Annotated in this window: 26 protein-coding genes; 6 read left to right on the plus strand and 20 right to left on the minus strand. The window is 61.2% G+C overall.

Annotated elements, in window-relative coordinates; genetic code table 11:
* Positions 1–16: 16 nt before the first annotated feature.
* The 6 genes from aroQ to GZH79_RS00820 all read right to left on the minus strand — a co-directional run bounded on the left by aroQ (position 17) and on the right by GZH79_RS00820 (position 6,348).
* Positions 17–448 carry a type II 3-dehydroquinate dehydratase gene (aroQ, locus tag GZH79_RS00795; RefSeq protein ID WP_211641239.1) on the minus strand — a complete coding sequence of 144 codons (432 nt, stop codon included), beginning with the start codon at positions 446–448 and terminating at the stop codon, positions 17–19.
* 101 nt (positions 449–549) lie between these two features.
* Entirely contained in the window at positions 550–1,641 is a 1,092-nt protein-coding gene (gene ugpC / locus GZH79_RS00800; RefSeq protein WP_211641240.1) for a sn-glycerol-3-phosphate ABC transporter ATP-binding protein UgpC, read from the minus strand.
* A gap of 12 nt (positions 1,642–1,653) precedes the next feature.
* A complete protein-coding gene (locus GZH79_RS00805) occupies positions 1,654–2,808 on the minus strand; it encodes a carbohydrate ABC transporter permease (RefSeq protein WP_211641241.1) in 1,155 nt (384 codons plus the stop codon).
* A gap of 13 nt (positions 2,809–2,821) precedes the next feature.
* The gene (locus GZH79_RS00810; protein WP_211641242.1) at positions 2,822–3,802 is read right to left on the minus strand and encodes a sugar ABC transporter permease; all 981 of its coding nucleotides are present in this window, start codon (positions 3,800–3,802) and stop codon (positions 2,822–2,824) included.
* A 92-nt stretch (positions 3,803–3,894) separates the two neighbouring features.
* Positions 3,895–5,253 (minus strand): ABC transporter substrate-binding protein, encoded by a 1,359-nt coding sequence (locus tag GZH79_RS00815; protein ID WP_211641243.1) that lies wholly within the window; start codon positions 5,251–5,253, stop codon positions 3,895–3,897.
* Between the two features lie 72 nt (positions 5,254–5,325).
* Positions 5,326–6,348 (minus strand): LacI family DNA-binding transcriptional regulator, encoded by a 1,023-nt coding sequence (locus tag GZH79_RS00820; protein ID WP_211641244.1) that lies wholly within the window; start codon positions 6,346–6,348, stop codon positions 5,326–5,328.
* 125 nt (positions 6,349–6,473) lie between these two features.
* Between GZH79_RS00820 and GZH79_RS00825 the strand changes: the two genes are divergently transcribed.
* Complete coding sequence (locus GZH79_RS00825; protein WP_211641245.1) at positions 6,474–7,706, plus strand: putative DNA modification/repair radical SAM protein; 1,233 nt, start codon at positions 6,474–6,476, stop codon at positions 7,704–7,706.
* Entirely contained in the window at positions 7,706–9,118 is a 1,413-nt protein-coding gene (locus tag GZH79_RS00830; protein WP_211641246.1) for a UdgX family uracil-DNA binding protein, read from the plus strand. The genes GZH79_RS00825 and GZH79_RS00830 overlap by 1 nt, the downstream gene beginning before the upstream one ends.
* A gap of 13 nt (positions 9,119–9,131) precedes the next feature.
* Here the strand turns inward: GZH79_RS00830 and ychF are convergent, their stop codons facing one another.
* Positions 9,132–10,229, minus strand: a complete 1,098-nt coding sequence (gene ychF / locus GZH79_RS00835) for a redox-regulated ATPase YchF (protein WP_211641247.1) — start codon at positions 10,227–10,229, stop codon at positions 9,132–9,134.
* A 76-nt stretch (positions 10,230–10,305) separates the two neighbouring features.
* Positions 10,306–10,491 (minus strand): hypothetical protein, encoded by a 186-nt coding sequence (locus GZH79_RS00840; protein ID WP_211641248.1) that lies wholly within the window; start codon positions 10,489–10,491, stop codon positions 10,306–10,308.
* Between the two features lie 264 nt (positions 10,492–10,755).
* Between GZH79_RS00840 and trpA the strand changes: the two genes are divergently transcribed.
* The gene (gene trpA, locus GZH79_RS00845; RefSeq protein ID WP_211641249.1) at positions 10,756–11,547 is read left to right on the plus strand and encodes a tryptophan synthase subunit alpha; all 792 of its coding nucleotides are present in this window, start codon (positions 10,756–10,758) and stop codon (positions 11,545–11,547) included.
* Between the two features lie 75 nt (positions 11,548–11,622).
* Here trpA and def (GZH79_RS00850) read toward each other — a convergent pair whose 3' ends face one another.
* Genes def (GZH79_RS00850) through def (GZH79_RS00860) form a run of 3 tightly spaced genes read right to left on the minus strand, consistent with a single transcriptional unit; the run spans position 11,623 to position 13,087 of the window.
* Positions 11,623–12,117, minus strand: a complete 495-nt coding sequence (def, locus tag GZH79_RS00850) for a peptide deformylase (protein WP_211641250.1) — start codon at positions 12,115–12,117, stop codon at positions 11,623–11,625.
* On the minus strand, positions 12,114–12,569 hold the full coding sequence (gene def, locus GZH79_RS00855) for a peptide deformylase (RefSeq protein ID WP_211641251.1): 456 nt from the start codon (positions 12,567–12,569) through the stop codon (positions 12,114–12,116). Before def (GZH79_RS00855) ends, def (GZH79_RS00850) begins: the two co-directional genes overlap by 4 nt.
* The gene (def, locus tag GZH79_RS00860) at positions 12,566–13,087 is read right to left on the minus strand and encodes a peptide deformylase (protein ID WP_211641252.1); all 522 of its coding nucleotides are present in this window, start codon (positions 13,085–13,087) and stop codon (positions 12,566–12,568) included. The genes def (GZH79_RS00855) and def (GZH79_RS00860) overlap by 4 nt, the downstream gene beginning before the upstream one ends.
* Before the next feature lie 137 nt (positions 13,088–13,224).
* Here def (GZH79_RS00860) and GZH79_RS00865 point away from each other — a divergent pair, with 137 nt between their 5' ends.
* Positions 13,225–14,394: a MalY/PatB family protein gene (locus GZH79_RS00865; RefSeq protein ID WP_211641253.1), complete on the plus strand. Its 1,170-nt coding sequence runs from the start codon at positions 13,225–13,227 to the stop codon at positions 14,392–14,394.
* Here the strand turns inward: GZH79_RS00865 and GZH79_RS00870 are convergent, their stop codons facing one another.
* The 8 genes from GZH79_RS00870 to GZH79_RS00905 all read right to left on the minus strand — a co-directional run bounded on the left by GZH79_RS00870 (position 14,395) and on the right by GZH79_RS00905 (position 21,630).
* The gene (locus GZH79_RS00870) at positions 14,395–14,745 is read right to left on the minus strand and encodes a hypothetical protein (RefSeq protein ID WP_211641254.1); all 351 of its coding nucleotides are present in this window, start codon (positions 14,743–14,745) and stop codon (positions 14,395–14,397) included. It abuts the gene before it with no gap.
* Positions 14,746–14,843: 98 nt separating this feature from the next.
* Positions 14,844–15,614 (minus strand): precorrin-4 C(11)-methyltransferase, encoded by a 771-nt coding sequence (gene cobM, locus GZH79_RS00875; RefSeq protein ID WP_211641255.1) that lies wholly within the window; start codon positions 15,612–15,614, stop codon positions 14,844–14,846.
* 70 nt (positions 15,615–15,684) lie between these two features.
* Entirely contained in the window at positions 15,685–17,502 is a 1,818-nt protein-coding gene (cobJ, locus tag GZH79_RS00880; RefSeq protein ID WP_211641256.1) for a precorrin-3B C(17)-methyltransferase, read from the minus strand.
* The gene (cobI, locus tag GZH79_RS00885; protein WP_211641257.1) at positions 17,493–18,194 is read right to left on the minus strand and encodes a precorrin-2 C(20)-methyltransferase; all 702 of its coding nucleotides are present in this window, start codon (positions 18,192–18,194) and stop codon (positions 17,493–17,495) included. The genes cobJ and cobI overlap by 10 nt, the downstream gene beginning before the upstream one ends.
* Before the next feature lie 70 nt (positions 18,195–18,264).
* Positions 18,265–19,467 (minus strand): precorrin-6y C5,15-methyltransferase (decarboxylating) subunit CbiE, encoded by a 1,203-nt coding sequence (cbiE, locus tag GZH79_RS00890; protein ID WP_211641258.1) that lies wholly within the window; start codon positions 19,465–19,467, stop codon positions 18,265–18,267.
* Between the two features lie 37 nt (positions 19,468–19,504).
* Complete coding sequence (locus GZH79_RS00895; RefSeq protein ID WP_211641259.1) at positions 19,505–20,173, minus strand: precorrin-8X methylmutase; 669 nt, start codon at positions 20,171–20,173, stop codon at positions 19,505–19,507.
* Positions 20,174–20,212: 39 nt separating this feature from the next.
* Complete coding sequence (locus GZH79_RS00900) at positions 20,213–21,430, minus strand: sirohydrochlorin chelatase (protein WP_211641260.1); 1,218 nt, start codon at positions 21,428–21,430, stop codon at positions 20,213–20,215.
* Positions 21,427–21,630 carry a DUF6732 family protein gene (locus tag GZH79_RS00905; RefSeq protein WP_211641261.1) on the minus strand — a complete coding sequence of 68 codons (204 nt, stop codon included), beginning with the start codon at positions 21,628–21,630 and terminating at the stop codon, positions 21,427–21,429. The genes GZH79_RS00900 and GZH79_RS00905 overlap by 4 nt, the downstream gene beginning before the upstream one ends.
* A 264-nt stretch (positions 21,631–21,894) precedes the next feature.
* On the opposite strand from GZH79_RS00905, the gene GZH79_RS00910 reads away from it, so the two are divergent.
* The gene (locus GZH79_RS00910; RefSeq protein WP_211641262.1) at positions 21,895–22,881 is read left to right on the plus strand and encodes a glutathione S-transferase family protein; all 987 of its coding nucleotides are present in this window, start codon (positions 21,895–21,897) and stop codon (positions 22,879–22,881) included.
* A 159-nt stretch (positions 22,882–23,040) separates the two neighbouring features.
* Here GZH79_RS00910 and GZH79_RS00915 read toward each other — a convergent pair whose 3' ends face one another.
* The gene (locus tag GZH79_RS00915) at positions 23,041–23,751 is read right to left on the minus strand and encodes a GntR family transcriptional regulator (protein ID WP_211641263.1); all 711 of its coding nucleotides are present in this window, start codon (positions 23,749–23,751) and stop codon (positions 23,041–23,043) included.
* A gap of 235 nt (positions 23,752–23,986) precedes the next feature.
* Here GZH79_RS00915 and GZH79_RS00920 point away from each other — a divergent pair, with 235 nt between their 5' ends.
* Positions 23,987–24,970 (plus strand): ABC transporter ATP-binding protein, encoded by a 984-nt coding sequence (locus tag GZH79_RS00920; protein ID WP_211641264.1) that lies wholly within the window; start codon positions 23,987–23,989, stop codon positions 24,968–24,970.
* Positions 24,971–24,992 lie beyond the last annotated feature (22 nt).

Below are 24,992 nucleotides of genomic sequence, written 5' to 3' on the forward strand. Positions count from 1 at the left end.
CGCGCGCGAAATCCCGCTAGGTCAGCAGTTGCAAAATCCGGCGTAGGGCAGCGGCGTAACCTTCGGTGCCTAGCCCCGCGATCACCGCATCGGCACGGCCCGACACGAACGAATGATGGCGAAACGTCTCTCTTTTGTGGATGTTCGAGATGTGCACCTCGATCACTGGCCCGTCAAAGGTGTTCAGCGCATCAAGGATCGCGACAGAGGTATGCGAATAAGCACCTGGATTGATCACGATGGCATCCGCCGTCTGCCGCGCGTCCTGAATCAGATCGACCAACGCGCCTTCGTGGTTGGATTGTTCGAACCGCAGATCGGCTGCCTGCCCCACCACGTCGCGGCACATCTGCGCCACGTCATCCAGCGTTTGCGCACCATAGATGTCAGGTTGGCGCTGGCCCAGCAGGTTCAGGTTCGGGCCGTTCAGGATCAGAATATCCGGCATGTCGGTTCCTTTTGTGTTCGCGCGATCATGTGTGTTTTGACGCATCACGCAACGCAAAAGGCGCGCCACACCGGCCGCGCCTGTGCAATTTGGCCGCAGGATCAGCGATAGTGCAGCGAACGGCCATCGTGAAAGATCTGCACCTTTTCAGGTTTGGCCGTCATTTTGACCGGTGTGCCGCGCAAACCGTTATGAATGCCCGGCAGTTTGCCGATCAACGCTTCGTTGTCGCCCTGCGGTTCGAAATACAGCAGCGTCACCTCGCCCAATGCCTCTGTGATGTTGACCTTGGCATCAAAGATGTAATCGCCGCCCTGCGCCTCGTACAGATCCTCTGGCCGGACACCGACATTGACCTTCAGCCCCTTGTCGGCGGCCTGCGTGGGCACAGCCGCGACAGCGATGCCGCCCCCGTCCAGTTTCACGGTGGTGTGCTGACCCGTTTCCACGATTTCGCCGGACAGTAGGTTCATTGCAGGCGACCCGATGAATTGCGCCACAAATTCGTTTTCGGGCCGTTCATACAGATCCAGCGGCGTGCCGACCTGTGCGATCCCCTTGTTCGCCAACACCACAATCCGCGACGCCAGCGTCATCGCTTCGACCTGATCGTGCGTCACATAGATCATCGTGCTGTCCGGCATCGATTCCTTGAGTTGCGCAATCTCGATCCGGGTGGCAACCCGCAGGGCCGCGTCAAGGTTCGACAACGGTTCGTCGAACAAATAAACCTTTGGGTCACGCACGATGGACCGCCCGATGGCAACCCGCTGGCGTTGGCCGCCTGACAGCGCCTTTGGCAGACGGTCAAGGTAGGGTTCCAACTGCAGGATGCGGGCCGCCTTTGATACGGCCTCTTCAATTTCTGCCTTGGATTTCTTGGCCAGCTTCAGCGAAAAGCTCATGTTGTCGCGCACCGTCATATGCGGATAAAGCGCATAGGACTGGAACACCATCGCGATGCCGCGCTGTGCGGGCGGCGTGTCGTTCACCACCTGCCCGTCAATTTCCAGCGTGCCGCCCGTGATCTTTTCCAGCCCCGCGATCATCCGCAACAGCGTTGATTTTCCGCAGCCGGACGGACCGACAAAGACGATCAGTTCGCCGGTCTTGATATCCAGATTGATGTTGCGCAACACATCGACTGTTCCGCCATAGGTCTTGGCGACGTCGGTCAGTTTGAGTGTGGCCATGACAGGTCTCCTTTATTTCACGGAACCGGCCAACAGGCCGCGGACGAGGTAACGTTGCAGGGTGAAAAACACCAAAAGCGGAATGGTGATCGACACGAAAGCAGCGGCGGCAAGAATGCCCCAATCGCCGCCGCGCGATCCCAAAAGATCGTCAGCGATCTTGACGGTCATCACCTTTGTTTCTTCTGAACTGGGCAGGAACACCTTTGCCACCAGCAGATCGTTCCAGGTCCAAAGGAACTGAAAGATGGCAAAGGCGGCCAGCGCCGGGAACGACAGCGGCAGGATGATTTTCATGAATATCTGAAAATCCGTGCCACCGTCGACGCGTGCGGATTCGATGATGTCGCGCGGCAGGCCGATCATGTAGTTGCGTAAAAGATAGACCGCCAGCGGCTGCCCAAAGGCCGCATGCGCCAGCCAGATCCCCAGGAACGACTGCCCGATACCCACCTGGTTGTGCAGCGTCAGCATCGGCACCAGCGCCAGCTGCAATGGCACCACCAGCAGACCGATGATCGCGGCAATCAGCCATGACCGTCCGGCAAAATCCATCCATGCCAGCGCATAGGCGGCAAAGGCGGCCATCAGGATCGGAATAATCGTGGTCGGGATCGTCACGGTCAGCGTATTGACGAACGCCTGCCCCATGCCACCCGCACTGAGCACCGTGCGGTAGTTATCCAGCGTGAAACTGGGCGGTGTTTTGGCCACGACATAGTATCGCGGTCCACGGTCGCCCGGATCTTCTGGCAGGGTAAAGACGTAGTCGCCGCTTCTTTCAACGATCAAGGATGCGCCGTCGCCCAGATCGGCAACTTCGCCCGCCGGAAATTCACCCGGCTCGCGTCCCGAATCCCCAAAGGCCGCGATCTTGCCTTCGCCGTTGGGAAAGCTCGGCGCAATTTCGGGGTCTAGAAACACATTGCCCGTCAGCACGACGCCCCCGTCCCCGGGTGTGACCGATTCCGTGTCGCCCCGCCCCCGGAACGTCTGTTCCGTGGCCAACGGTGCCAACCACCAGCCAGACGCGGAAATGGCGTCACGGTCGCGGAACGATGACACGAACAGGCCAACGGTCGGGATCAGCCAGATCAGCACCAGCAGGAACACCGTGATGTTCACAACAATGGAAAGACTGGATTTCTTACCTGCGATATTGTCCATGGTCAGTCCCTCCTCAGCGCATTTCGGCGCGGGCTTGGCGGATGTTCTGTATCATCACCGGGGTAACGATCAGCATGATGACAATCGCTACGGCTGTCGCGCGCCCGTCGTCGCGGAACATGAATTGCATCATGTAGCTGGGCAGGATCTGCGTGTTGAAATTGCCGCCGGTCATGGCATAGACGATGTCGAATACCTTTAGCACAAGGATCGTCGTCGTGGTGAACACCACGATGATCGTGTTCGTGACCTGTGGCACCTGTATGCGAAAGAAAATCTGGAATGGGTTCGCCCCGTCGATGATCGCCGCCTCGATCGTTTCTTCGGGAATGCCCCGCAGCGCCGCCGACAGGATCACCATGGCGAAACCGGTCTGTACCCAGATCAGGATGACCATCAGGAACAGGTTGTTCCAGAATGCGATCTGCAACACGTCCAGCGGGCTTGCGCCGAACATATTGACCCGGATGGCATTGATCACACCCAATTCCGGATCAATTGCGTAGACGAATTTCCAGATCAGCGATGCGCCGACGAAGCTGATCGCCATCGGCATAAAGATAAGGGATTTTGCGATATTGCCCCAGCGCAGCTTATCCGTCAGCTGCGCGATCAACAGGCCAAGGAACGTCGACACCGACGGCACCACCAGCGCCCACAGCACATTGTTCCAGAATGCCGTCCGAAATTCGGATGACGCAAACATCGTCGTGTAGTTGCTGAAGCCCACGAATTCGTCGCCGGAGCGGTTGAACAGTGACCTGATGAACGACCCGATGACCGGATAAACCAGATACAGCGACAGGGCGATGATCGTGGGCGCCATGAAAAGCCAGGGGCGGATCGTATTGGCGCGGTTGATGTTGCGGGATGCGTTCGGCCCCTTGGCCGGAAACAGCACTTTATCCAGAAAAGCATTCGACGCGATGAAATAGACGAAAATGCCGCCCACCCCGACTGCGATGGTGATCAGACCCTGAAAGACGGGGTTCATGCGCTACTCCTCCCTAAGCCGCAGCATGCCGGGGTTGGCCCGGCTATGGTCCGGGCCCCGCAGGGGGGCCCGGCAGTATCACAACCGCAGGCTTACTGGATTTCGTCCCAGCGGTTCTGGATCTGGTCGGCCACGGCCTGCGCATCTGCGCCGGTGGTGTAATCCACCATCCCGGTCCAGAACGCGTTGGTTCCGATTTCACCCGGCATCAGGTCGGATCCGTCAAAACGGAACGAGGTGGCGGTGGTCAGGATTTCACCCAAGGACCGCTGCACGTCGGACGTATAGATATCCAGGTTCGCATCCTGATGTGGCGACAGGAACTGGCCCTGCGTCATCATGATTTCATGGGCGATCGGCGTGCCCAGGAATTCAAGGAAACCCTTGGTCACGTCACGATCGTTGGTGACGGACGCCAGACCACCTGACCCCAGAACCGGACGGCCAAGGTCGGCTTCGGATTCGAACGGCGGGAAGTAAAAGAATTCGACGTCCGTGCCAGCCTCTACACCTTCGGGAAAGAAGATCGGGATGAACGATGCCTGCTTGTGCATATAGCAAGCAGGCGGAAAGTCGAACAGGCCGTCAGGGCTGTCGCGGAAATCGGTTGTTGCCGCAGCTTCGGGTCCGCCATCGACGAAACCTTCGGTCAGGGCGTAGTTGCCATATTGCTCGATCGCGTTGACGACGATCGGATCGTTGAACGGCAGGTCGTTGCTGACCCAGCGGTCGTAATCTTCCAGCGACGCGGTGCGCAGCATCATGTCTTCGACCCAGTCGGTCGCGGGCCAGCCTGTTGCGGCACCCGATCCCAGACCGATACACCAAGGCGTGCCGCCGTCTTCGACGATCTGCTGGGACAGCGCCATCAGCTCTTCTTGGGTTTCGGGGATGTCGTAGCCCGCTTCTTCGAACTGCTCGGGCACGTACCAGACCAGCGACTTGACGTCCGTCCCGAAAAACAGGCCATACACGTCTTCTTCACCTTCGGGCCCGACGAATGTTGCAAGCTGCTTCCAACTATCACCAGCCGCATAGTTTTCCGCCATGAACTCGACCATGTCGTCGGGCACAGGCACCAGTGCACCTTGGCTCGCCAGATCCTTGGCCAAACCGGGCTGGGGGAACAGGGCCACATCCGGCAAACCACCAGCCTGCGACGCGATCACGATGTCCTGCTCGAACGATTCCGAACCGGAATACTCGACATTCGCCCCGGTCGCGTTTTCAAAATACGCATACAGGTTGCGATAACGCTGCGCGTCGTCGCCTGTCGTAGCACCGGTCACATTCAGCGTTTCGCCGCTATAGTCATGGTTGGCTGCGAATTCTTCCAGGGCATCCCAGCTGAAATCGCCTTCGCCGATTGGTGCGATCAAGTCCTGCGCCATAGCAGAACCAGCAACGGAAAGTAGCGCGATCACGCTCACGCCAGTCAGTTTGCGGGTCATGTGTATCCTCCCAGATAAAGTTTTCGTCGTTTCCGAAACGTTTCGGATTAAGGGCAAATTCTTGTTTTGACGTCAATCAGAATTTGACTTCGCTGAACCACCTATCTGAAATCCTAGCGGCAAAATGCGGTGCTTCAAGCCTTCTTTTTCGGGTTCAATCATCGTTTGCAGCGTGTCAGCAACGCTGACCCATGCCTGCGAAAGCGGGGCAAATGTGCCGCCGATGGGCGGATCGAACGTGTCTGTGGCGAACAGTTCCAGATCATCATCGTGAGCCAATACAGACAGGTCACACGGGATCTGCAGGCCGTGCATCGCCGCCGCCCGATAGACGCCACGCGCCAACAGCGTATTGCCTGCGATGATTGCTGTCGGGCGTTGCTTTGACGATAACAACGTACTTGCCGCGCGTTGTCCTTCGGGGGCGATCATCGGCAGGCCAACCACCCGCGCCATCCCAGCGTCAAGCCCGTGGTCGGCGTAGGCGCGCTTTAGTCCGCGGACCCGTTCACGCGAAAAAAAAGTATTGTCACCTGCCGTCAGGAAAGCGATTCGACGGTGTCCTAACCGCAGCAGATGGTCGGTCATACGCCGTCCCACCTCGAAATTGTCGATATCTACGTGCACATGGGCCTGATCAGGGTCGCGCCCATGCACCACGAACGCAGCGCCCATCCGCGTCAGGGCCGCAATCCGGGGGTCGGATTTCTGCGGGCTGATGACAATGAAACCGTCGATCCCACCGGCCAGAAACAAATCTTCGTGCAGGCGCACCGTGTCTTCGTCGGGTTGCGCCACATGCAGCACGAACCGCAGACCGATACGCGAAAATTCCGCCGACAGACCCATGACGATTTCCAGCAGATGAGCGCTGGCTTCTGGCGTGCGAGTGCCGGACACGACCATCGCCACGATGCCGGACCGTCCCGTTTTCAGCCCGCGTGCCACGGCATTGGGGCGATAGCCCAATCGGTCCGCCGCCGCGCGCACCCGTTTGCGGGTCTGCGCGTTCACGTCCGCATGCCCCCCCAGCGCCCGGCTGACCTGTGTCACCGAAAGCCCCAGATCGCGCGATATGTCCTTGAGCGTCACCATGCCGCATCATTCCTGCCGTGCGTCCGCGTTGCAAGACGATTGCGGCACCATTGCACGCTGTCGGCAAAGGCCGCCCCAATCGAATGACACTTGCCGGACCAGATACAAGAACATAAGAAGAACATATGACCATGTCTCTTGATCGCAAACTCGCTATCCTGTCCGACGCGGCGCGCTATGATGCGTCATGCGCGTCGTCCGGCACGACACGCCGTGACAGCCGCGACGGCAAGGGGCTGGGCAGCACCGAAGGGTCCGGCATCTGCCATGCCTACGCCCCCGATGGCCGCTGTATCAGCCTGCTGAAAATCCTGATGACGAATTTCTGCATCTACGATTGCGCCTATTGCGTGAACCGCGTGTCATCCAACGTGCCGCGCGCACGGTTCAGCGTCGACGAAGTGGTGCAGCTGACGCTGGAATTCTACCGCCGGAATTATATTGAAGGGTTGTTTTTATCCTCTGGCGTGGTCCGTAATTCGGATGAGACGATGGGCGACATGGTCCGGATCGCGCAGCGTTTGCGGGAAGAAGAACATTTTCGCGGGTACATTCACCTGAAAACGATTCCCGACGCGTCGCCTGACCTGATTGCACAGGCCGGGCTGCACGCCGACCGTCTGTCGATCAACGTCGAACTGCCCACCGACCGCGCCGTTCAGGCCTTTGCGCCCGAAAAGAACCCGGTGACGATCCGCGCGGCGATGGGCAACGTGAAAACCCACCGCGCCGCATCCAAGGACCGCAGCCGCACCGGAAAACGCCCGCCGAAATTCGCCCCGGCTGGACAGTCAACACAGATGATCGTGGGGGCGGACGGGGCCACCGACGCCACGATCCTGACGCGGTCCACCGGGCTGTACGCTGATTACAATCTGCGCCGGGTCTATTATTCAGCCTTTTCCCCGATCCCCGATTCCACCGCCAAACTGCCGCTGATCAAACCGCCCTTGATGCGCGAACACCGGCTGTATCAGGCCGATTGGCTGATGCGGTTTTACGGCTTCAACGTCGATGAAATCACATCGACCGCACAAGACGGTAATCTGGACCTCGCCATTGATCCCAAATTGGCTTGGGCGCTGGCCAACCGCGACCATTTTCCGCTGGACGTGAATCGCGCCAGCCGGGAACTGCTGCTGCGCGTGCCCGGTTTCGGGACCAAGTCGGTAGGCCGCATTCTGACCACACGGCGACACCGCACGCTGCGCTACGACGATCTGCTGCGACTGGGTGCGTCCATGAAAAAGGCGCAGGCCTTTATCACTTGCGCCGACTGGACCCCCGGCGCACTGACCGACAGCGAAGGTCTGCGCGCCCGTTTCGCGCCGCCACCGGAACAGCTAAGTCTGTTCTGATGCTGACCGTACCGCTGCCCCGCATCGGCACATGGGACGCGTGGCGCGACGCGGCGCGCGCCTGCATCGCCGCGCGCATCCCGCCAGAAGACATCTTGTGGAACTATGACGATGGCGCGGGTGAATTGTTCGCCACCGCCCTGCCCCCGCCCATTGTGCGCGGCACGGTCAAGGTGCCTGCCGATTTCGTGGACATGGCCCGTTGGGTTGTCTGGCACAGCGATCCGCAACGGTTTGCGCGGCTTTACGCGATGCTGTGGCGGTTGCGGCTGGACAAGGGCGTCATGGCCGACCGCGCCGATCCCGATCTGGCAAAGCTGCGCCAATTGGAAAAGGCCGTTCACCGGTGCAAGCACAAGATGCGCGCTTTTGTGCGGTTCCGCGACCTGCGCACTGGCGGTCCGCGCCGCAGTTTCGCGGCGTGGTTTGAACCGACGCACCACACGCTTGAACCCAATGCACCGTTCTTTGCCCGCCGTTTCGCGGACATGGACTGGATGATCGTCACCCCCGACGTGACCGCTGATTTCAAGGACGGCACGCTGACATTTCATCCCGGTCAGACCAAACCGGACCTGCCCGACGACGCAACAGAAGAATTGTGGGGCACCTATTTCAAAAACATCTTCAATCCCGCCCGGTTGAAGGTCAAAGCAATGACATCGGAAATGCCACGCAAATACTGGAAAAACATGCCAGAAGCGCAGCACATCCCCGACATGATCGCCAATGCCGAAGCGCGCGTGCGCGACATGGCGATGGCCGCCCCCACACTGGCCCCCGCACGTGTGGCCCGTATTCGTGAACAGCTGCAGGACACGCCGCAGCCCGCATCATGGAACCTGCTGACCGCAGGATTACACGATTGCACCCGCTGCCCCCTGCACGGCCCCGCCACGCAGGTCGTGCCCGGCACCGGACCGCAAAACGCCCCCCTGATGATCGTAGGCGAACAGCCCGGCGACGCCGAAGATCTGGCAGGCATGCCGTTTGTCGGTCCCGCCGGGCAATTATTCGACCAACTGGCGCAACAGGCCGGATTGGACCGGCGTCAGGCCTACGTGACCAACGCGGTCAAGCATTTCAAATACGAACAACGCGGCAAACGGCGCATCCACCAGAACCCCGATACCCCGGAAATTGAACATTGCCGGTTCTGGGTCGAAACCGAAATTAGGCTGGTGAAACCGCGCCTGATCCTTGCAATGGGCGGCACCGCCGCCGAAAGCCTGACAGGCAGTCGCAAGGATCTGTTGAAACGGCGCGGCAAGGTCGAAGACACGCCACACGGCCCCGTCTTCCTAACCGTGCATCCGTCCTATCTGCTGCGCCTACCCAGCCATCTTAAACCCGATGCGCAGGATGCATTCGTCAATGACCTGCGCGCCGTGGTGGCCAAATTGGCGGCCTGACTCGCAGCTGTGGTCAGGTGTTGAACAAAAAGTGCAACACGTCGCCGTCCTTGACGATATAGGATTTGCCTTCAGCGCGCATTTTGCCCGCTTCCTTGGCAGGCTGTTCACCGCCCAGAGCCACGAAATCATCGTACCCGATAGTTTCCGCGCGAATGAAACCACGTTCGAAATCACCATGGATCACACCCGCGGCCTTGGGCGCGCTGGTGCCTTCGGAAATTGTCCAGGCGCGGGCTTCTTTCGGACCAACGGTGAAATAGGTCTGCAGGTGCAACAGGGCGTATCCCGCGCGGATCAGGCGATCCAGACCCGGTTCGTCCAGACCCATTTCGCCCAGAAACATCTCTGCCTCCTCAGCGTCCAGTTGGCTGATCTCTTCTTCGATCCGGGCGGAAATCACGACATGCGCATTGCCCTCTGCCGCCGCCATTTCGGCCACGCGGGCCGACTGGCTGTTACCTGCACCGGCGCTGTCTTCTTCGACGTTGCAGACATACAGAACCGGCTTCGTCGTCAGCAATTGCAGCATCCGCCAGGCCTTGGCATCGTCGGCGTCCACATCGACAGTGCGGGCGGGTTTGCCGTCTTCGATTGCGGCCTGCGCGACCTTCAGCAGGCGTTCCTGCTGCACCGCTTCCTTGTCACCACCGCGCACCTTGCGTGTCAGACCGGCCAGACGCTTTTCGATGCTTTCCAGATCGGCCAACATCAGTTCGGTTTCGATGACTTGCGCGTCCTCGACCGGATCGACCCGGCCTTCGACATGGGTGATGTCGTCGTCTTCGAAGCAGCGCAGCACGTGGGCGATGGCGTCGCATTCGCGGATGTTGGCCAGAAACTGGTTGCCCAGCCCCTCGCCCTTGCTGGCACCTTTGACCAGACCCGCAATATCGACAAAGGTCATGCGCGTGGGGATAATCTGTTTGGACCCCGCAATCGCGGCCAACCTGTCCAGGCGTGCATCGGGCACCGCGACATCACCGACATTCGGTTCTATGGTGCAAAACGGAAAATTCGCGGCCTGCGCCGCCGCCGTGCGCGTCAGCGCATTGAACAGGGTCGATTTGCCGACGTTCGGCAACCCGACAATCCCCATCTTGAAACCCATGACGCCGCTCCTTTGAAATCCCGTTCGCGCGTTTAGTCCTGCGCGCCAGCAGACTCAAGGGGCCAGACCCAAGCGGTCAGGACTGGCGGTTGCGGCCTTCGTAGATCAGCAACCATGCCAGAATGATGAACATGGGATGCGTCAAGCCGCCGGAAAGCAGCAGGGCGGGCACCCAGACGAAAAAAATGATGATCCCGATGATCGGACGACCGGCCAGCAGGATGGACAGGGGCGGGAGCAGAAGCGCGAGTAAATAATTCATACCGCATAACTTAGGATCGTGCGACGCGATGTCACCACCCCTTTTTTCACAATGCGGCCGCTTTCCCGCCGGGCTACGGGCGGATCATCCATGCGGTTTAGCCAATCTTTACCCTTCAACGGCCAATCCAGGCATAATTCAATCGTGACACCGCCCAATCCCGTGGCTCGACCGTCCTATTCTAATCGCTATTGTCAGACCGGGCGGGATGCGCCATTCCTGCCCCGCCAGAACCATCGCAAGACCCACGCAGAAAGTCCGCCCATGTCCCGTATCGACGCCAAATTCGCCCAGTTGAACGCCGAAGGCCGCAAGGCTTTCGTCGCCTACGTCATGGCCGGCGATCCGAATTACGATACCTCGGTCGATATCGTGCGCGGCCTGCCGGGCGCGGGTGTCGATATTATCGAACTGGGCCTGCCATTTACCGACCCTATGGCCGACGGCACCACGATCCAGCTGGCCGGACAACGCGCGCTGGCCGGACATATGACTTTGGACAAGACGCTGGATATCGCGCGCACCTTGCGCGAAACCGACGACACCACCCCGATCGTATTGATGGGCTACTACAACCCGATTTATTCGCGGGGCGTCGATCTGTTCCTGCAACAGGCACAGGATGCCGGAATCGACGGATTGATCATCGTCGATCTGCCACCTGAAGAAGACGACGAATTGTGCCTGCCCGCCCAGAAACAGGGCCTGAACTTCATCCGCCTTGCCACGCCGACCACCGATGACAAACGCCTGCCAAAGGTGCTGACCAATACCTCCGGTTTCGTCTACTACGTCTCTGTGACCGGCATCACCGGCACCGCAGAAGCACAGGCCACCGATGTCGGACCAGAGGTCGCGCGCATCAAATCGCACACCAATCTGCCCGTGATCGTGGGTTTCGGCATCAAGACACCAGAAGCGGCGCAATCCATCGCCAGCATCGCTGACGGGGCTGTCGTCGGCTCTGCCATCGTGGAAAAAATCGGCGCGGGTCAAAGCGTCGACGACGTGCTGGCCTTTGTCAAATCACTTGCGGACGGCTGCCACCGCGGCTGAACCACGCGCCACACTCGCTGTTTTCAAAATATCCCGGGGGAGGTGCGCAGCACCGGGGGCAGCGCCCCCAGCCCGTCAACGGGCAAGCTTTGCCGCCCGTTTCAGCAGCATGTCGCGCTTCACCCGCCCCAGATGATCGAAATACATGCGCCCCGCCAGATGATCGATCTGGTGCTGCACACTGGTTGCCCACAGGCTGACGAAATCCTTTTGATCCCAGACCCCGTCCGCGTTCAGATAGCGCACCGTCACCGCGCGCGGCCGTTTGATGATGGCACTGACGCCCGGCAGGCAGGGTGAAGCTTCGTCGTGGTCGCGTAATTCCACACTCGCATGCAGGATTTCGGGGTTTGCCATCCGCACGACCTGCCCGCGCTTTGTGCTGGCGTCCACGACCGCCAAACGCAACGGTATACCCAGCTGTACCGCAGCCAGCCCAACACCGGGCATCGCTTCCATCACGGCAATCATGTCGTCCCAGATCGCACGGACATCATCGGTAATTTCAGACACATCAGCCGCAGGGGTGCGCAGCGCCTTGTGCGGCCAACGAACAACGGTACGGGTCATGGCCGGCCTGTGTCATCGGTGATCAGCACACCGTCCAGATGGTCGCTTTCGTGCTGCACAATCGCCGCGGCGACGCCGTCGAACCCCCGCTCGTGCACCGCACCATTCAGATCCTGCCAGCGCAAGCGTACCTCTGCCGGGCGCGACACCGCGATCGTGACCCCTGCGATCGATAGACAGGTTTCGTCCATCGCAACCCGTTGCACTGACCGGTCCAGCACGCGCGGATTGACACAGACCACCGGACTGGGATCTGCGTCTTTCCATATCACATCCATGACGAACAGGCGCGACAGCACCCCGACCTGTGGCGCGGCCAAACCGCGACCGGGGGCTGCGTACATGGTGTCGAACATATCGTCCGCAAGCGATTGCAAAGCAGCATCAAACGACGTCACCGGCGCGCAGACTGTCCGCAGGCCATCATGGGGCGCCTGCAGGATCGGTCTCATGCGCGGGCCCGTTCACGTTTCAGTTTCTGCATTTTTCGCGTGATCATCTGGCGTTTCATCGTGCCAAGGTAGTCAATGAAAAGCTTGCCGTTCAGATGGTCGATCTCGTGCTGAACGCAGGTCGCCCACAACCCATCAAAGCGTTCGGTCTGCATCGCGCCGTCCAGATCCATCCAAGCAACATCGACCACGGCGGGGCGTTCGACATCGGCGTATTGTTCAGGGATCGACAAACAGCCTTCTTCATAGGTGTAGCGTTCATCGCTGGACCACGTTACCTGCGGATTGATCAGGACCATGGGGCGCGGCGCGGCGCCCTCTTCCTTGACACAATCCATGACGATAATCCGCTTCATCACGCCGACCTGCGGTGCGGCCAGACCGATACCGGGCGCGTCATACATGGTGTCCAGCATGTCCGCGGCGAGCCCGCGCAGATCATCATCGACCGTTGCAACAGGGTCTGCGACCTTTTTCAGGCGGGGGTCCGGATGGATCAGAATGGGGCGTATCGTCATGGCCATCACCTAGGCCGATCACGCCGGTTTTGCAATATCACAAGCCACGTCACACGCGCCCCGGTATACCCGATTTTTGGCTTGCAAGCGGCGGCCAAGGTGCCAAACGTGGTCATGACCGAACGAAAGGCCAACCCATGAACTTTGACACCCCAATCAACCGCCGTGACACGCATTGCGCCAAATGGGACGCGATGGAACAGATCTATGGTGTGTCACCTGACGACGGCATTGCGATGTGGGTTGCCGACATGGAATTCGCGGCGCCCGACTGTATCCGGCGTGCGCTGGCCGCCATGACGGACCACGGCGTTTACGGTTACTTCGGCGACGAAAGCGATTATCGCGCCGCGATCTGCTGGTGGATGGCCGAACGGCACGGCTGGGTCGTCGACCCCGCCCATATCTTTACCACGCATGGTCTGGTCCACGGCACCGCCATGTGCGTCGATGCGTTCACACAACCGGGCGATGGCATCGTTCTGATGACCCCTGTCTATCACGCCTTTGCCCGCGTGATTACCGCAGCAGACCGACGTGTCGTGGAATGCGAATTAGCCAATGTCGACGGCCGCTACGAGATGGATTTCGACGCGTGGGATGCCCAGATGGACGGCAGCGAACGCATGCTGATCCTGTGTTCACCGCACAACCCCGGCGGTCGCGTCTGGTCGCGGCCCGAATTGCAGGCCGTCGCCGCCTTTGCCAAACGGCACGAACTGATCCTTGTGTCCGACGAGATTCACCACGACCTGACCTTTCCGGGTCAAGTGCACACCCCCATGCCGCTGATCGACGGGATTGCGGACCGGCTGGTGATGATGACCGCTGCGACCAAAACCTTTAACATCGCGGGATCGCATACCGGCAACGTCATTATCGCCGATCCCGATCTACGCGCCCGTTTTGCGAAACGCATGATGGCCTTGGGTATATCGCCCGACAGCTTTGGCCTGTTCATGACCACCGCCGCCTATTCGCCCGATGGTGCCGCATGGGTCGATGCCCTGCGGCTGTATCTTGATGAAAACCGCCGGATTTTCGATGCCGGCGTCAACGCCATTCCGGGCGTCCACGCGATGCATCTGGAATCGACCTATCTGTCTTGGGTCGATTTCACGGGCACCGGCATGTCGCCGCAGGACGTGATTGATCGCGTTCAGAATGACGCCAGGATCGCGGCAAACCACGGCGCGACCTTTGGCAAAGGTGGCGAATCCTTTCTGCGTTTCAACATTGGTGCACCCCGTGCCCAGATCGAAGATGCGGTCAAACGCCTGCAAACGGCCTTCAGCGACTTGCAATAATCAGGGACGCGCCAGCAACCCGGCGGGCGCCGCCACGTCGGGCGCAAAATCCAGCGGCGCACTGTCGCGGACCGGGTGCAGCCATTTGAAGCTGACCAACGTTTCGCCACCGGTCACTTGGGACCCGATGATCAGCGCCTGATACAGATGCCGCGCACCGTCGTAGATATCGACCCGGCCACGCAGCTTGTCACAGATTGTTTCATCCAGTGCCATGCCGTCCTGCCAAAAACGATGGATGCGATAGACGTTATCGCCGTCATGCACGCATAGCCGCTTGCCCCGTGCAAGCGAATGCTTGCGCGCATCCTGAAGCCCCTTGGTGACGGCATCCGGCAGATAATCATTCATGGTGGCCTCCTGCGACATTATGCCAGAGTTAAGCCGCAAACGTAAAAATCAAGTAACGATTTTTGCCGCACTGCGGCAGCGCAGGTGCGGCAAAATGACTAGCTTTTGCGCACCTTCGGCCGCAGGACATGGGGTTTGGCCGCATCGTAAAGCGCGGAATCGGGAAACCCGTGTTGCGATCCCAGCACAGGTCCGACCATGATCAGCGCCGTCCGCGTGATTTTGGCCGCACGCACCTGCGCATGAATGTCCGCCAAGGTGCCGCGCAGAATCACCTGATCAGGCCAGGATGCGCGATAAATGACCACCACCGGGCAGTCCGCGCCGTAATACGGCGTCAGCGTGCGTTCGATGTCGCGCAGCGCCCTGATCCCCAGATGGATCGCCAACGTGGCCCCGGTCCGGGCGAAATTTTCCAGCGTTTCACCCGCAGGCATACCGGTCGATTTCATGCTCATCCGCGTCAGCACAATAGATTGGCCAACCTCTGGCACCGTCAATTCGGTGCCCATCGCCGCCGCCGCCGCCGCATAGGCCGGCACACCCGGAATGATCTGATAGTCGATCCCGTCCGCCTTCAGCCGCCGGATCTGTTCCGCGATCGCGCCGTATAGCGACGGATCGCCCGAATGCACGCGCGCCACGTCCTGCCCCTTGGCATGGGCCGCGACGATTTCGGCATGCGTATCATCCAGCGTCATCGGTGCGGTATCCAGCACCCGCGCATCCACGGGCGCGATGGCCACAACCTCCTCTGGCACCAGCGATCCGGCATACAGACATACCGGGCAGGCCGCGATCAACCGCGCGGCTTTCAGCGTCAACAGCTCCGGGTCGCCCGGTCCTGCACCAATAAAATATACCGTCATGCTGCACGCCCTTGCATCATCTTGCCCAAAATACTCCCGCCGGAGGCCCGGGTTTTTATAAAAAATCCGGTCACGCCAGATCACCGTCAATCTTGCGGGCATAACCGCGCGGGGTGAACATTCGCGGCCCCTCGCCCAGTTGCGCCAGACGCGAGTTGCTGGACCCCACAAGCACGACCGTCAACATGTCGACTTCGTCCACCTGCAGCGCATCCAGCCGGCGATACCGCAGATGCTCCTCCGGTCGGCCCAGCGATGTGGCCAGCATCACCGGCGTGTCCGCCGGGCGATGTTGCAGCAGGATGTCGCGCGCTTCGGCCAGCAGCGTCCTGCGGGTCTTGGACACCGGGTTGTAGAACGCGATTACGAAATCACCTTCTGCGGCGGCTTTCAACCGACGCAGGATATCGTCCCGCGGCGTCAGCAGGTCCGACAGAGAGATCGCACAAAAGTCGTGTCCCAGCGGCGCCCCCGCCCGTGCCGCAGCCCCCTGCAACGCGCTGACACCGGGCGAACACACCACCTCGACCCGCCGCGCGGCATCCGATACGCCCATCTGGTCCGGACGCCTGTCCAGCAGTTCGAACACCAGCGCCCCCATCGCATAGATACCCGCGTCGCCCGAACAGACCAGCGCCACGTCGATCCCGCGGCCCGCCTGTTCTAGCGCATAGCGGCAGCGGTCCTCTTCTCCGCCCAGCGGAAAATCCGACCGCGCCTTGCCAACGGCCAACGGGCCAAGCAAGTCGATATACAGCCCGTAACCGACCAGCTCTTGGGCTTCGGACACCAACCGCGACACCTCCGGCGTGCGCCAGGCCGCCTGGCCCGGACCGATCCCCACGACCGACAACCGCCCGCGCGACCGCCCTGCCATCTGCGTGATCGGCGCATCCGCGACGGCCAGTGCCGCCGTGGCATCGGCGGTCTTGCGCTTGGCCACCGCCAAACGCCCCCCGGCACCAGCCAAGGCCAGCGCCGCCCCCTCACTGACCCCGTGGCAGCCGACTTCGGCAAAAACCACATCCGACGGTGTTTCCAGCCGGGGCGTCAGCGCATCCAGCGTTGCGGCATCGAACACCCGGAAGGGCACGCCCATGGCGCGCGCCAGCGCGTTCATGGCGACCTCGTCCGCCTTCAGGTCCAGCGATCCGACGCAGGCTACGGCCGCGCGCGCAACCCCGGCTTCGGCCAGCACGTCATCGACCAGCGCCGACAGCGCGCCCGCGTCGCAGCCCCGCGCACAGCCGACACCCAGCGCAAACCGTTGCGGTGCGAAATGCAAATGCGCGCCCGACAGATCCGTCACCGGTGCCGTCCCGCAGGTGATCGTTACGCCGTCGCCAGTTGGCAAACCGTGCAGCCAGTCAGCCGCATCCGCATCCGGCCCCACCACGCGCGCACCACCGCCCGCCAGCAGCGCCGCCATTGCATCCTTGGCATCGTGGGGATTGACCAACCGCCAGCCCGACGGCGGGGCATCCAGCGCCACACCCAACGCCACGTCACCCGCCGTCGTCACGGCCGATACCGCACCCAATACCTGCGCGATGTCAGCGGCCAACCGGTTGGCACCACGATGCCCCCCCAGCAAGGGAACGACCACCGCGCCGTCATCACTGACTGACACGACCGGCGGTTCGATCGTCTTGTCCGACAAAAGCGGCGCCACCGCCCGGATCAGGATACCGGACGCGCAGACCCCGACCACCGGCACGCCTGCCGCGAACAGATCGCGCGCATGATCCAGCGCATTGGGAAACCACGCGTCGGCACGGTCAACCCGGCCTTCGCGCCCATGAACCTGCGCCCCCAGCGCCTGTGCCACGCGATGCGCGACCCCTTCACCGGCGCGCGACAGCGCCATCACAACCGGAGTCACAGCCAAGGATCGGCCCCCTTTGTCAAAAGTATCATCGAAAAATATGGCGCCATGTCGGGCGCCTCGGCGAGTGGACAGACCACTTCTTCCGGCAGCGATGCGCGTTCCACATAGACCGCAGCGTCCAGCAGGCCCAGATCCGCGATCACGCCACGGATCTTGGCCAGATGCCGCCCGACCTTCATGATGGCGACGCTTTCGGCACCTGCAATCCGGTCGCGCAATTCCGCCTCTGGCAACGGCCCCGGCAACACGGTCAGCCGTTCATTACGTGCGACCAGCGGACGCCCTGCCCGCGCGGCACAGGCCGCGATGGATGTGACACCCGGCACGACCTCGCAGCGGAAACGGTCCGACAGGCGTGCGAACAGATACATGAACGAGCCGTAGAAAAACGGATCTCCCTCACACAGGCACACCACGTCATCGCCCGCCTCCAGCGCCGCGGCAATGCGCGCAGCTCCCGCGTCATAGGCCGCCTGCGCAGGCCCGCGTTCAACCGTCATCGGCACATCCATGACGATTTCCTGCACGTCCGTCCCGATGAACTCCGCAGCGATGGACCGCGCGAAACTGGCGCCCCCCGCCAGACTGGGATAGGCCACGACGCGCGAGCCTGAAATCAGACGTGCGGCGCGCAGGGTCAGCAGATCCGGCGCACCCGGCCCCAGACCGACACCATACAGAATCCCGTTCATGCGACATCCCCCGCATCATCTTGCCCAAAATACTCCCGCCGGAGGCATCCACCCCATCCACCCCAAACGGTCATCGCTTGATCAGGCTCCACTGTGTGACGGGCATCGCCGCACGCCAGCCGGTTAGGCCGCCCACCGGTTCCGCACGGCAGATCGACAGACGCACCAGATCGCCGCCGTGCCTGGCGTGCAGCGCCATCAGCACAGCCTCTGATTCCAGCGTCACCGCGTTCGCGACCAGCCGACCCAGCGGGCGCAAAGCGTCCCAGGCGGCGGCAAACACGGCCTCGGACAAACCACCGCCGATGAAAATTGCATCGGGCGGCGTCAGCCCTTCCAGCGCCGCAGGTGCCTCGCCTTCGACCAGTTCCAGCTTGGGCGCGCCCAGCGCCAGCGCATTGGCGCCGGCCATCGCACGCCTGTCGTCGCGCGGTTCGATCCCGATGGCGCGGGCGTAGCGTGCGGCGCGCATCCATTCGATGGCGACCGAACCCGACCCGCAGCCGATATCCCACAACAGCGCGCCGCGCATCGGCATCAGCTTGGCCAGCGTGGCGGCGCGTACCTCGCGCTTGGTCATTGTGCCGTCGGACTGGAACAGCGCATCGTCCAGCCCGGGCACGCGCGGCAACAGGGCCGCATCGGGGGCCGCGATACATTCCACCGCCAGCGTGTTGAATGCGGGAACCACATGATCCCAGCTATCAGCGACCCCGTCAAACCGCGCCTCGTCCTTGCCGCCCATGGCAGCCAGTACGGTCATGCGGGACTGACCAAACCCGCGGGCCGCCAGAAACGCCGCGATCTGGCCGGGCGTGTCCGCCCCAGTGGTCAGGATCAGCAATCGCACGTCGGGCTGGATGAACGCGACCATCTGACTGACGGGACGACCATGCACCGTCAGCGTTTCGACATCTGCAAGGCTCCATCCCATACGGGCCGCTGCAAGTTGAAACGCTGACAGTTGCGGATGATAGACGATTTCAGCGGGATCAATCGCGCGCCCGATCCGCGCACCGACCGAGAACCACAGCGGATCGCCCGTCACCAGCACCACGGCCCGCTTGCCGCGGAGCCCGCGGATCGTTTCGATCATCGCGTCAAAGGGCGAAGGCCATGCCAGACGTTCTGCATTGACGTTGGCTGCCAGCGCATGATGGCGCTCGCCGCCCAGAATGACCTCTGCCGCCTCGACGACCGCGCGGGTGGCGGGGGTCAACCCGTCCAGTCCGTCTTCGCCGATGCCCACGATATGCAGCCACGGTCCGGTCATGGCGCACCCCAAATTTTCGCCGCCAATCCAGCCCCCTTCAAGATACGTCCTCCGGCAGGCCCGCCGCCAGCGCGTTCACCGCGGCAGAGGCCATTGCCGACCCGCCCCGCCGTCCGCGCAGCGCAATAAATTCACAACCGCGCGGGTCGGCGGCCAGTTCGGCCTTTGATTCCGCAGCCCCGACGAAACCGACCGGAAAGCCCAAGATAACCGCAGGTTTCGGCGCGCCCGCGTCGATCCGTTCCAGCAGATGAAACAGCGCCGTCGGCGCGTTGCCGATCGCCACGACCGCGCCGTCAAGATCGGCGTCCCACAGATCAACCGCAGCCGCAGACCGCGTATTGCCGATGTCACGCGCCAGCCCCGGCACGCGTTCATCGTTCAGTGTCACGATTACGCGGTTTCCCGCGGGCAGATACCGCCGGATGATCCCCGCACCGACCATTTCGCAATCACACAGGATCGGCGCACCGGCTGCCAGCGCCGCATGGCCTGCCTCTGCCACACCCGCAGAAAACGCCAACCGGTCAGCGATTTCCACCATGCCGCAGGCGTGGATCAACCGCGTCATCACCGGATGCATGGCCACCGGAAACCGGTCCAGCCGCGCCTCTGCCCGCACCGTGGCAAAGCTTTGGGCATAAATGGCCTGCGGATCTTTCTCATAGGGTCTCAAAGGGTCAGGCACCTGTTCTTGGGGTCGCATGCGGACCCTCCGGTAAACGTGTTTGCAGGGGGATGGCGGTCAGCGCACTTTTGTCCGGCGCACGCTTTCAGGCCCATGCGGGTGCTTGGCGTGCGGATAGACCGGGTGCGCGTGGTCGTGGTGATGCCCGTGCGCGTGATCGTGCCCGTGGGCATGATCGTGGCCATGTTGGTGGTGATCGTGGTCCATCGCCTTCAGACGGCACATGCCCGTGCAGAAACTGTCGCACAACGCACAATCTGCCACGTTGGACCCGGGCGCAGATGCGCCCTGACCTTCGACGTGGTGGTGGTGGCTTTCCTGAATTGCGCCGACCTCGCCCTCGAATCCCAGCACCTGCACACGATATTTGCACAACACGCAGGTGGCGGGCGGTGTGGCTGCAAACGCCGGATGGGCGCGCTGTTCGGGTGTGATATGCACGTGTTTTCCACCCGCGAGTGCCAGCACCTGTTCGCGGTAACCGCAGATCCCGCAATTGGGCGGCGGCGTGGCGCTGTCCTGTTCACGGATGCGCTCGGCAAAGGTTTCCAGCACCTTGGGATGATCGCCCAGATAACCTGCCTTTACGAATGTGATGTCCGGATTTTCGGCAGCGACACGGTCGGTGAACCCATAGATCCGGTCGATCAGGATGCCCGAAAACAGGAAATACGGGAACACGATGACCCGTTTGTAGGGCAGCAGCGCGACGTGTTGCAGACAGGGTTCCACCAGCGGGAATGTCACGCCGGAATACCCGACCTCTGACCAGCCGAACCCCATGCCTTCGGCCAGCATGCGGGCGATTTTCGCCACGTTGCCATTGGCGTCGGGGTCAGAGGCACCACGCCCGATGACCACCAGACAGGTTTCCGTCAGCGGCAACGCCCCGTGTTCTGCATTTGCGCTATCCACCGCATCGCGGATGCGCGCGGCGGCGGCCGCGATCATCTTGGGGTCGACGCCCAATTCGCGCCCGTAATGCACCGCGATGTCGTTCTGGGCGGCATAGGTGTTCAGCACCGTCGGGATATCGTTCTTGGCGTGCATCGCCGCGAACAGCATTCCCGGCACCGCAAGGATACGGTCGCAGCCGGCATCCCGCAGGCGGTCCAGACCGTCGCGGATCACCGGGTTGGCGAATTCCAGATAGCCATAGTCGCACAGCCAGTCATCCGGCAGATAGGCCGGCAGCTTTTCCGCCAGCGTCGCGAATTCGTCCACTGCCGACTGGCTGCGTGACCCGTGGCCACAGATCATGACACCGGTTTTCATGCCGCCTGCTTTTCTGGCTCTGCTTCGGTTTTGGGTTTGTCCTTGCGGCCTTTCCACAGCCCGACGGCTGCGGCGATCCCCGCCGCCCCCAACAGGATACCCCCAACCCAATGGTTATGTCCGGCGGCATCAACGATATGGCCCGGATGTGCGGCAGCACCGGTTCCGGTCAGGATCAGGATGGCAGTCATTGCACGCATGGCGTCTCTCCTTGTCATCAGGCAGGAAGACAGAGCCGCGAAACCGCGTCGGACGATGCAACGGCGTGGTCCCCGTCGTGGGTCGACCCGTGCCGCAACCAACCTCTCTGGCCCCCTGCGGGGCTTCGTCGGTCCCTGCTATACGCCCGGCCACCCGGCTTGCAAACAACAAATGCGACGCAGGGCAGATGCGCGCTGACGCAGGGTGAATTCCCGGCACATCAGGCTAAATTCACGACAACACATGAAAAAGGGAGAGCGCAGATGGGCCTGCTGGTTGACGGACAATGGCAAGACAAATGGTACGATACCGACGCCACAGGCGGTAAGTTCGAACGGACAGAAGCGTCTTTTCGCAACTGGATCACCGCCGATGGCAGCGCGGGGCCGTCCGGGGAAGGCGGATTTCAGGCCGAATCCGGACGCTACCATATGTATGTCTCGCTCGCCTGTCCCTGGGCGCATCGCGCGCTGGTGTTCCGCAAGCTCAAGGGTCTGGAAAAACACATCGGCGTCAGCGCCGTGCACCCGCACATGCTGTCGAACGGCTGGGAACTGTCTGACGACTGGCCTGGTGCCACGGGCGACCAACTGTTCGGTCTGGACTACCTGCGAGAGGTTTATCTGAAAGACACGCCCGACATGACAGGCCGCGTGACGGTGCCGCTGCTGTGGGACACCCAGCGCAACAGGATCGTCAGCAACGAATCGTCGGAAATCATCCGCATGTTCAACAGCGCCTTTGACGGGCTGACAGGCAATACCGACGACTATTGGCCCGCAGATTTGCGCGACGCCATCGCACCTGTGAACGACCGGATCTACAACACCGTGAACAACGGGGTCTACAAGGCCGGGTTCGCCACCACACAGGACGCCTATGACGAAGCGGTCGGCCCGCTGTTCGACAGTCTGGACTGGCTTGAAGATCGGCTATCGCAGCACCGCTACCTGATGGGCGACCGCGTGACAGAAGCCGACTGGCGGCTGTGGACCACGCTGGTGCGGTTCGACAACGTCTATGCGACGCATTTCAAATGCAACCGCCGCCGGATCGTGGATTACCCCAACCTTTGGGCCTACACGAGAGAGCTGTATCAATGGCAAACACCCGACGGCCCGGTATCCGACACGGTCAACATGGACCACATCGTACAACACTACCACTATAGCCACGAAACCATTAACCCGCACCGCATCATCCCCATCAACCCGTGGCCGGACTTTGATAAGGCCCACGACCGGGGGTGAATGACGGAAACGTCGGGCCATAACCGCCAATGGTGAAAATACCGCAGGTCAAATCGTTGCGTGCAACGACGTGGCCTGCGGCGCATCCGGTTCGATGATTTTTCATTTGAATCAGACATCGCGCAGATCAGTTCGGGAACCGGCCGGCTTTGCCGACCTTCAGGGGACAAGTACGTCGCGCAGATTGCCAGCGGGTTCAGACGTTTCGCGCAGATCCAGTGCTGTCAGGATGTCCAAAAGATGGCTTTTCATCAGCGCCTCTGCTTCGGTGCCGTCCTTGCGCCGAAACGCATCGACAAGCGCGTGGTGGGCGTGTTTTTCGCACAATGCGCTTTGCCTTCTCCAATAAATGGCAATGATCAACGACGACCGTGCGACCAGTCTTTCAATAAAGCCCGCAATCGTCGATTGATCCGCAATGCGCGAAATCTCGATATGGAATTGACCGGACAGCCGCAACGCTTTGCCATGTTCGCCCGCGGCAAGGGCATCGTGTTCGGCGGCAATATGCGCCTCTAGCTGGGCAAGCGCGTCAGGTGTCATGCGTTCCGCCGCCGAATGGGCCGTGCGCGGTTCCAGCAACGCCCGGGCTTCGAACACCTCGCGGGCTTCCTTTATGGTCGGCTGCGCCACAAACGCCCCGCGGTTCCGTTTCAAATCGATCAGCTGTGAATGCGACAGCGATTGCAGCGCGGTGCGTACGACCGTCCGTGAGACATTGAAGATATCACTCAGTTCATCTTCGCCCAGCTTCGTGCCCGGAAGCAAACGATGCTCGTGAATGGCCAAGCTTAAAGACGCCTCCAGCGTCGCGCTTGGACCGCTGAGCGTTGGCTGTATGAAACCCTGATTATCGCTTGGCTTTGTCATTTTTGACCCTTCGATACCGTCATGGGGGTTTTGCGAATCCAATTCAACATGCAGCGTGATTGCATCCATAATGATCACCTATTGTATACAATGTTGCGCACAAAAATTGTGCAACGCCTGCTATCGGCGCTCTTTCTTATGGCAATCGGGTGCAGGCGAACGCCTCAAAAGGCTTAATACTGGGTCGCGCCTCTTTTTGGTTGTTTGAATGACGTCACCACCAATCGGGGCTCGTATGACCAAAAAGACTGATCTTGAACTGGTAGCATTGACCAAACGCTACGGAGAGACCGTCGCGGTCGATTCGATCTCGCATCACTTCAAATCGGGTGTCTACGCGTGCCTGCTGGGGCCTTCGGGCTGCGGAAAATCGTCGACCTTGCGGATGATCGCGGGGCACGAGGATGCTTCTGACGGGTCCATCGTTCTGTCAGGGCGAGACATCTCTTATCTGCCGCCTGCCAAACGCGGCACGGCCATGATGTTCCAAAACTATGCCCTGTTTCCGCATCTGAGCGTGCGCGACAACGTGGCGTTCAGCCTGCGCATGGCCGGCGTTGACAAAACCGAACGCCAAAAGCGCGCAAATGAGATGCTTGAACTGGTCGAAATGACGGCGCTTGCCGATCGCACGCCCGGCCAACTTTCAGGTGGACAGCAGCAACGCGTCGCACTTGCCCGAGCCCTGATTACCCGACCTCAGGTTCTGCTATTGGACGAGCCGCTTTCAGCACTCGACCCGTTTTTGCGCATTCGGATGCGGGCCGAATTGAAACGGCTGCAACGCGAACTGGGCATCAGCTTTATCCATGTCACCCATGGTCAGGACGAAGCACTGGCGCTGGCCGATGAAATCATCGTCATGAACAACGCGGTCATCGAACAGGCTGGCCCCGCCCGCGCAGTGTTCAACACGCCGAAAACCGCATTTGTCGCGCGTTTTATGGGCGGTCACAACGTGCTGCAAATGCCCCAGGGCCACATCGCCCTGCGTCTGGACGACATGCAAATCACCGCACGGGGCGCTGGCAAACTGGACGGCCGTGTCATGGGGATCGAATACCAGGGCACCCACGTGGCCCTGACCGCCGAAGTCGCCGGTGGCCAAGAGGTCACCGCACTGATGCCTGACCACACGTTTCTAGAAACACCCAAAGACCTTGGCGATGTCGTTGGGTTCAGTTGGCAGGACCGGGCCGCGCATCCGGTCATCGCCTGACAATCGCTGCATAACAGAGAGG

This window comes from Loktanella sp. SALINAS62 (assembly GCF_018263905.1).
Lineage (GTDB): Bacteria > Pseudomonadota > Alphaproteobacteria > Rhodobacterales > Rhodobacteraceae > Loktanella.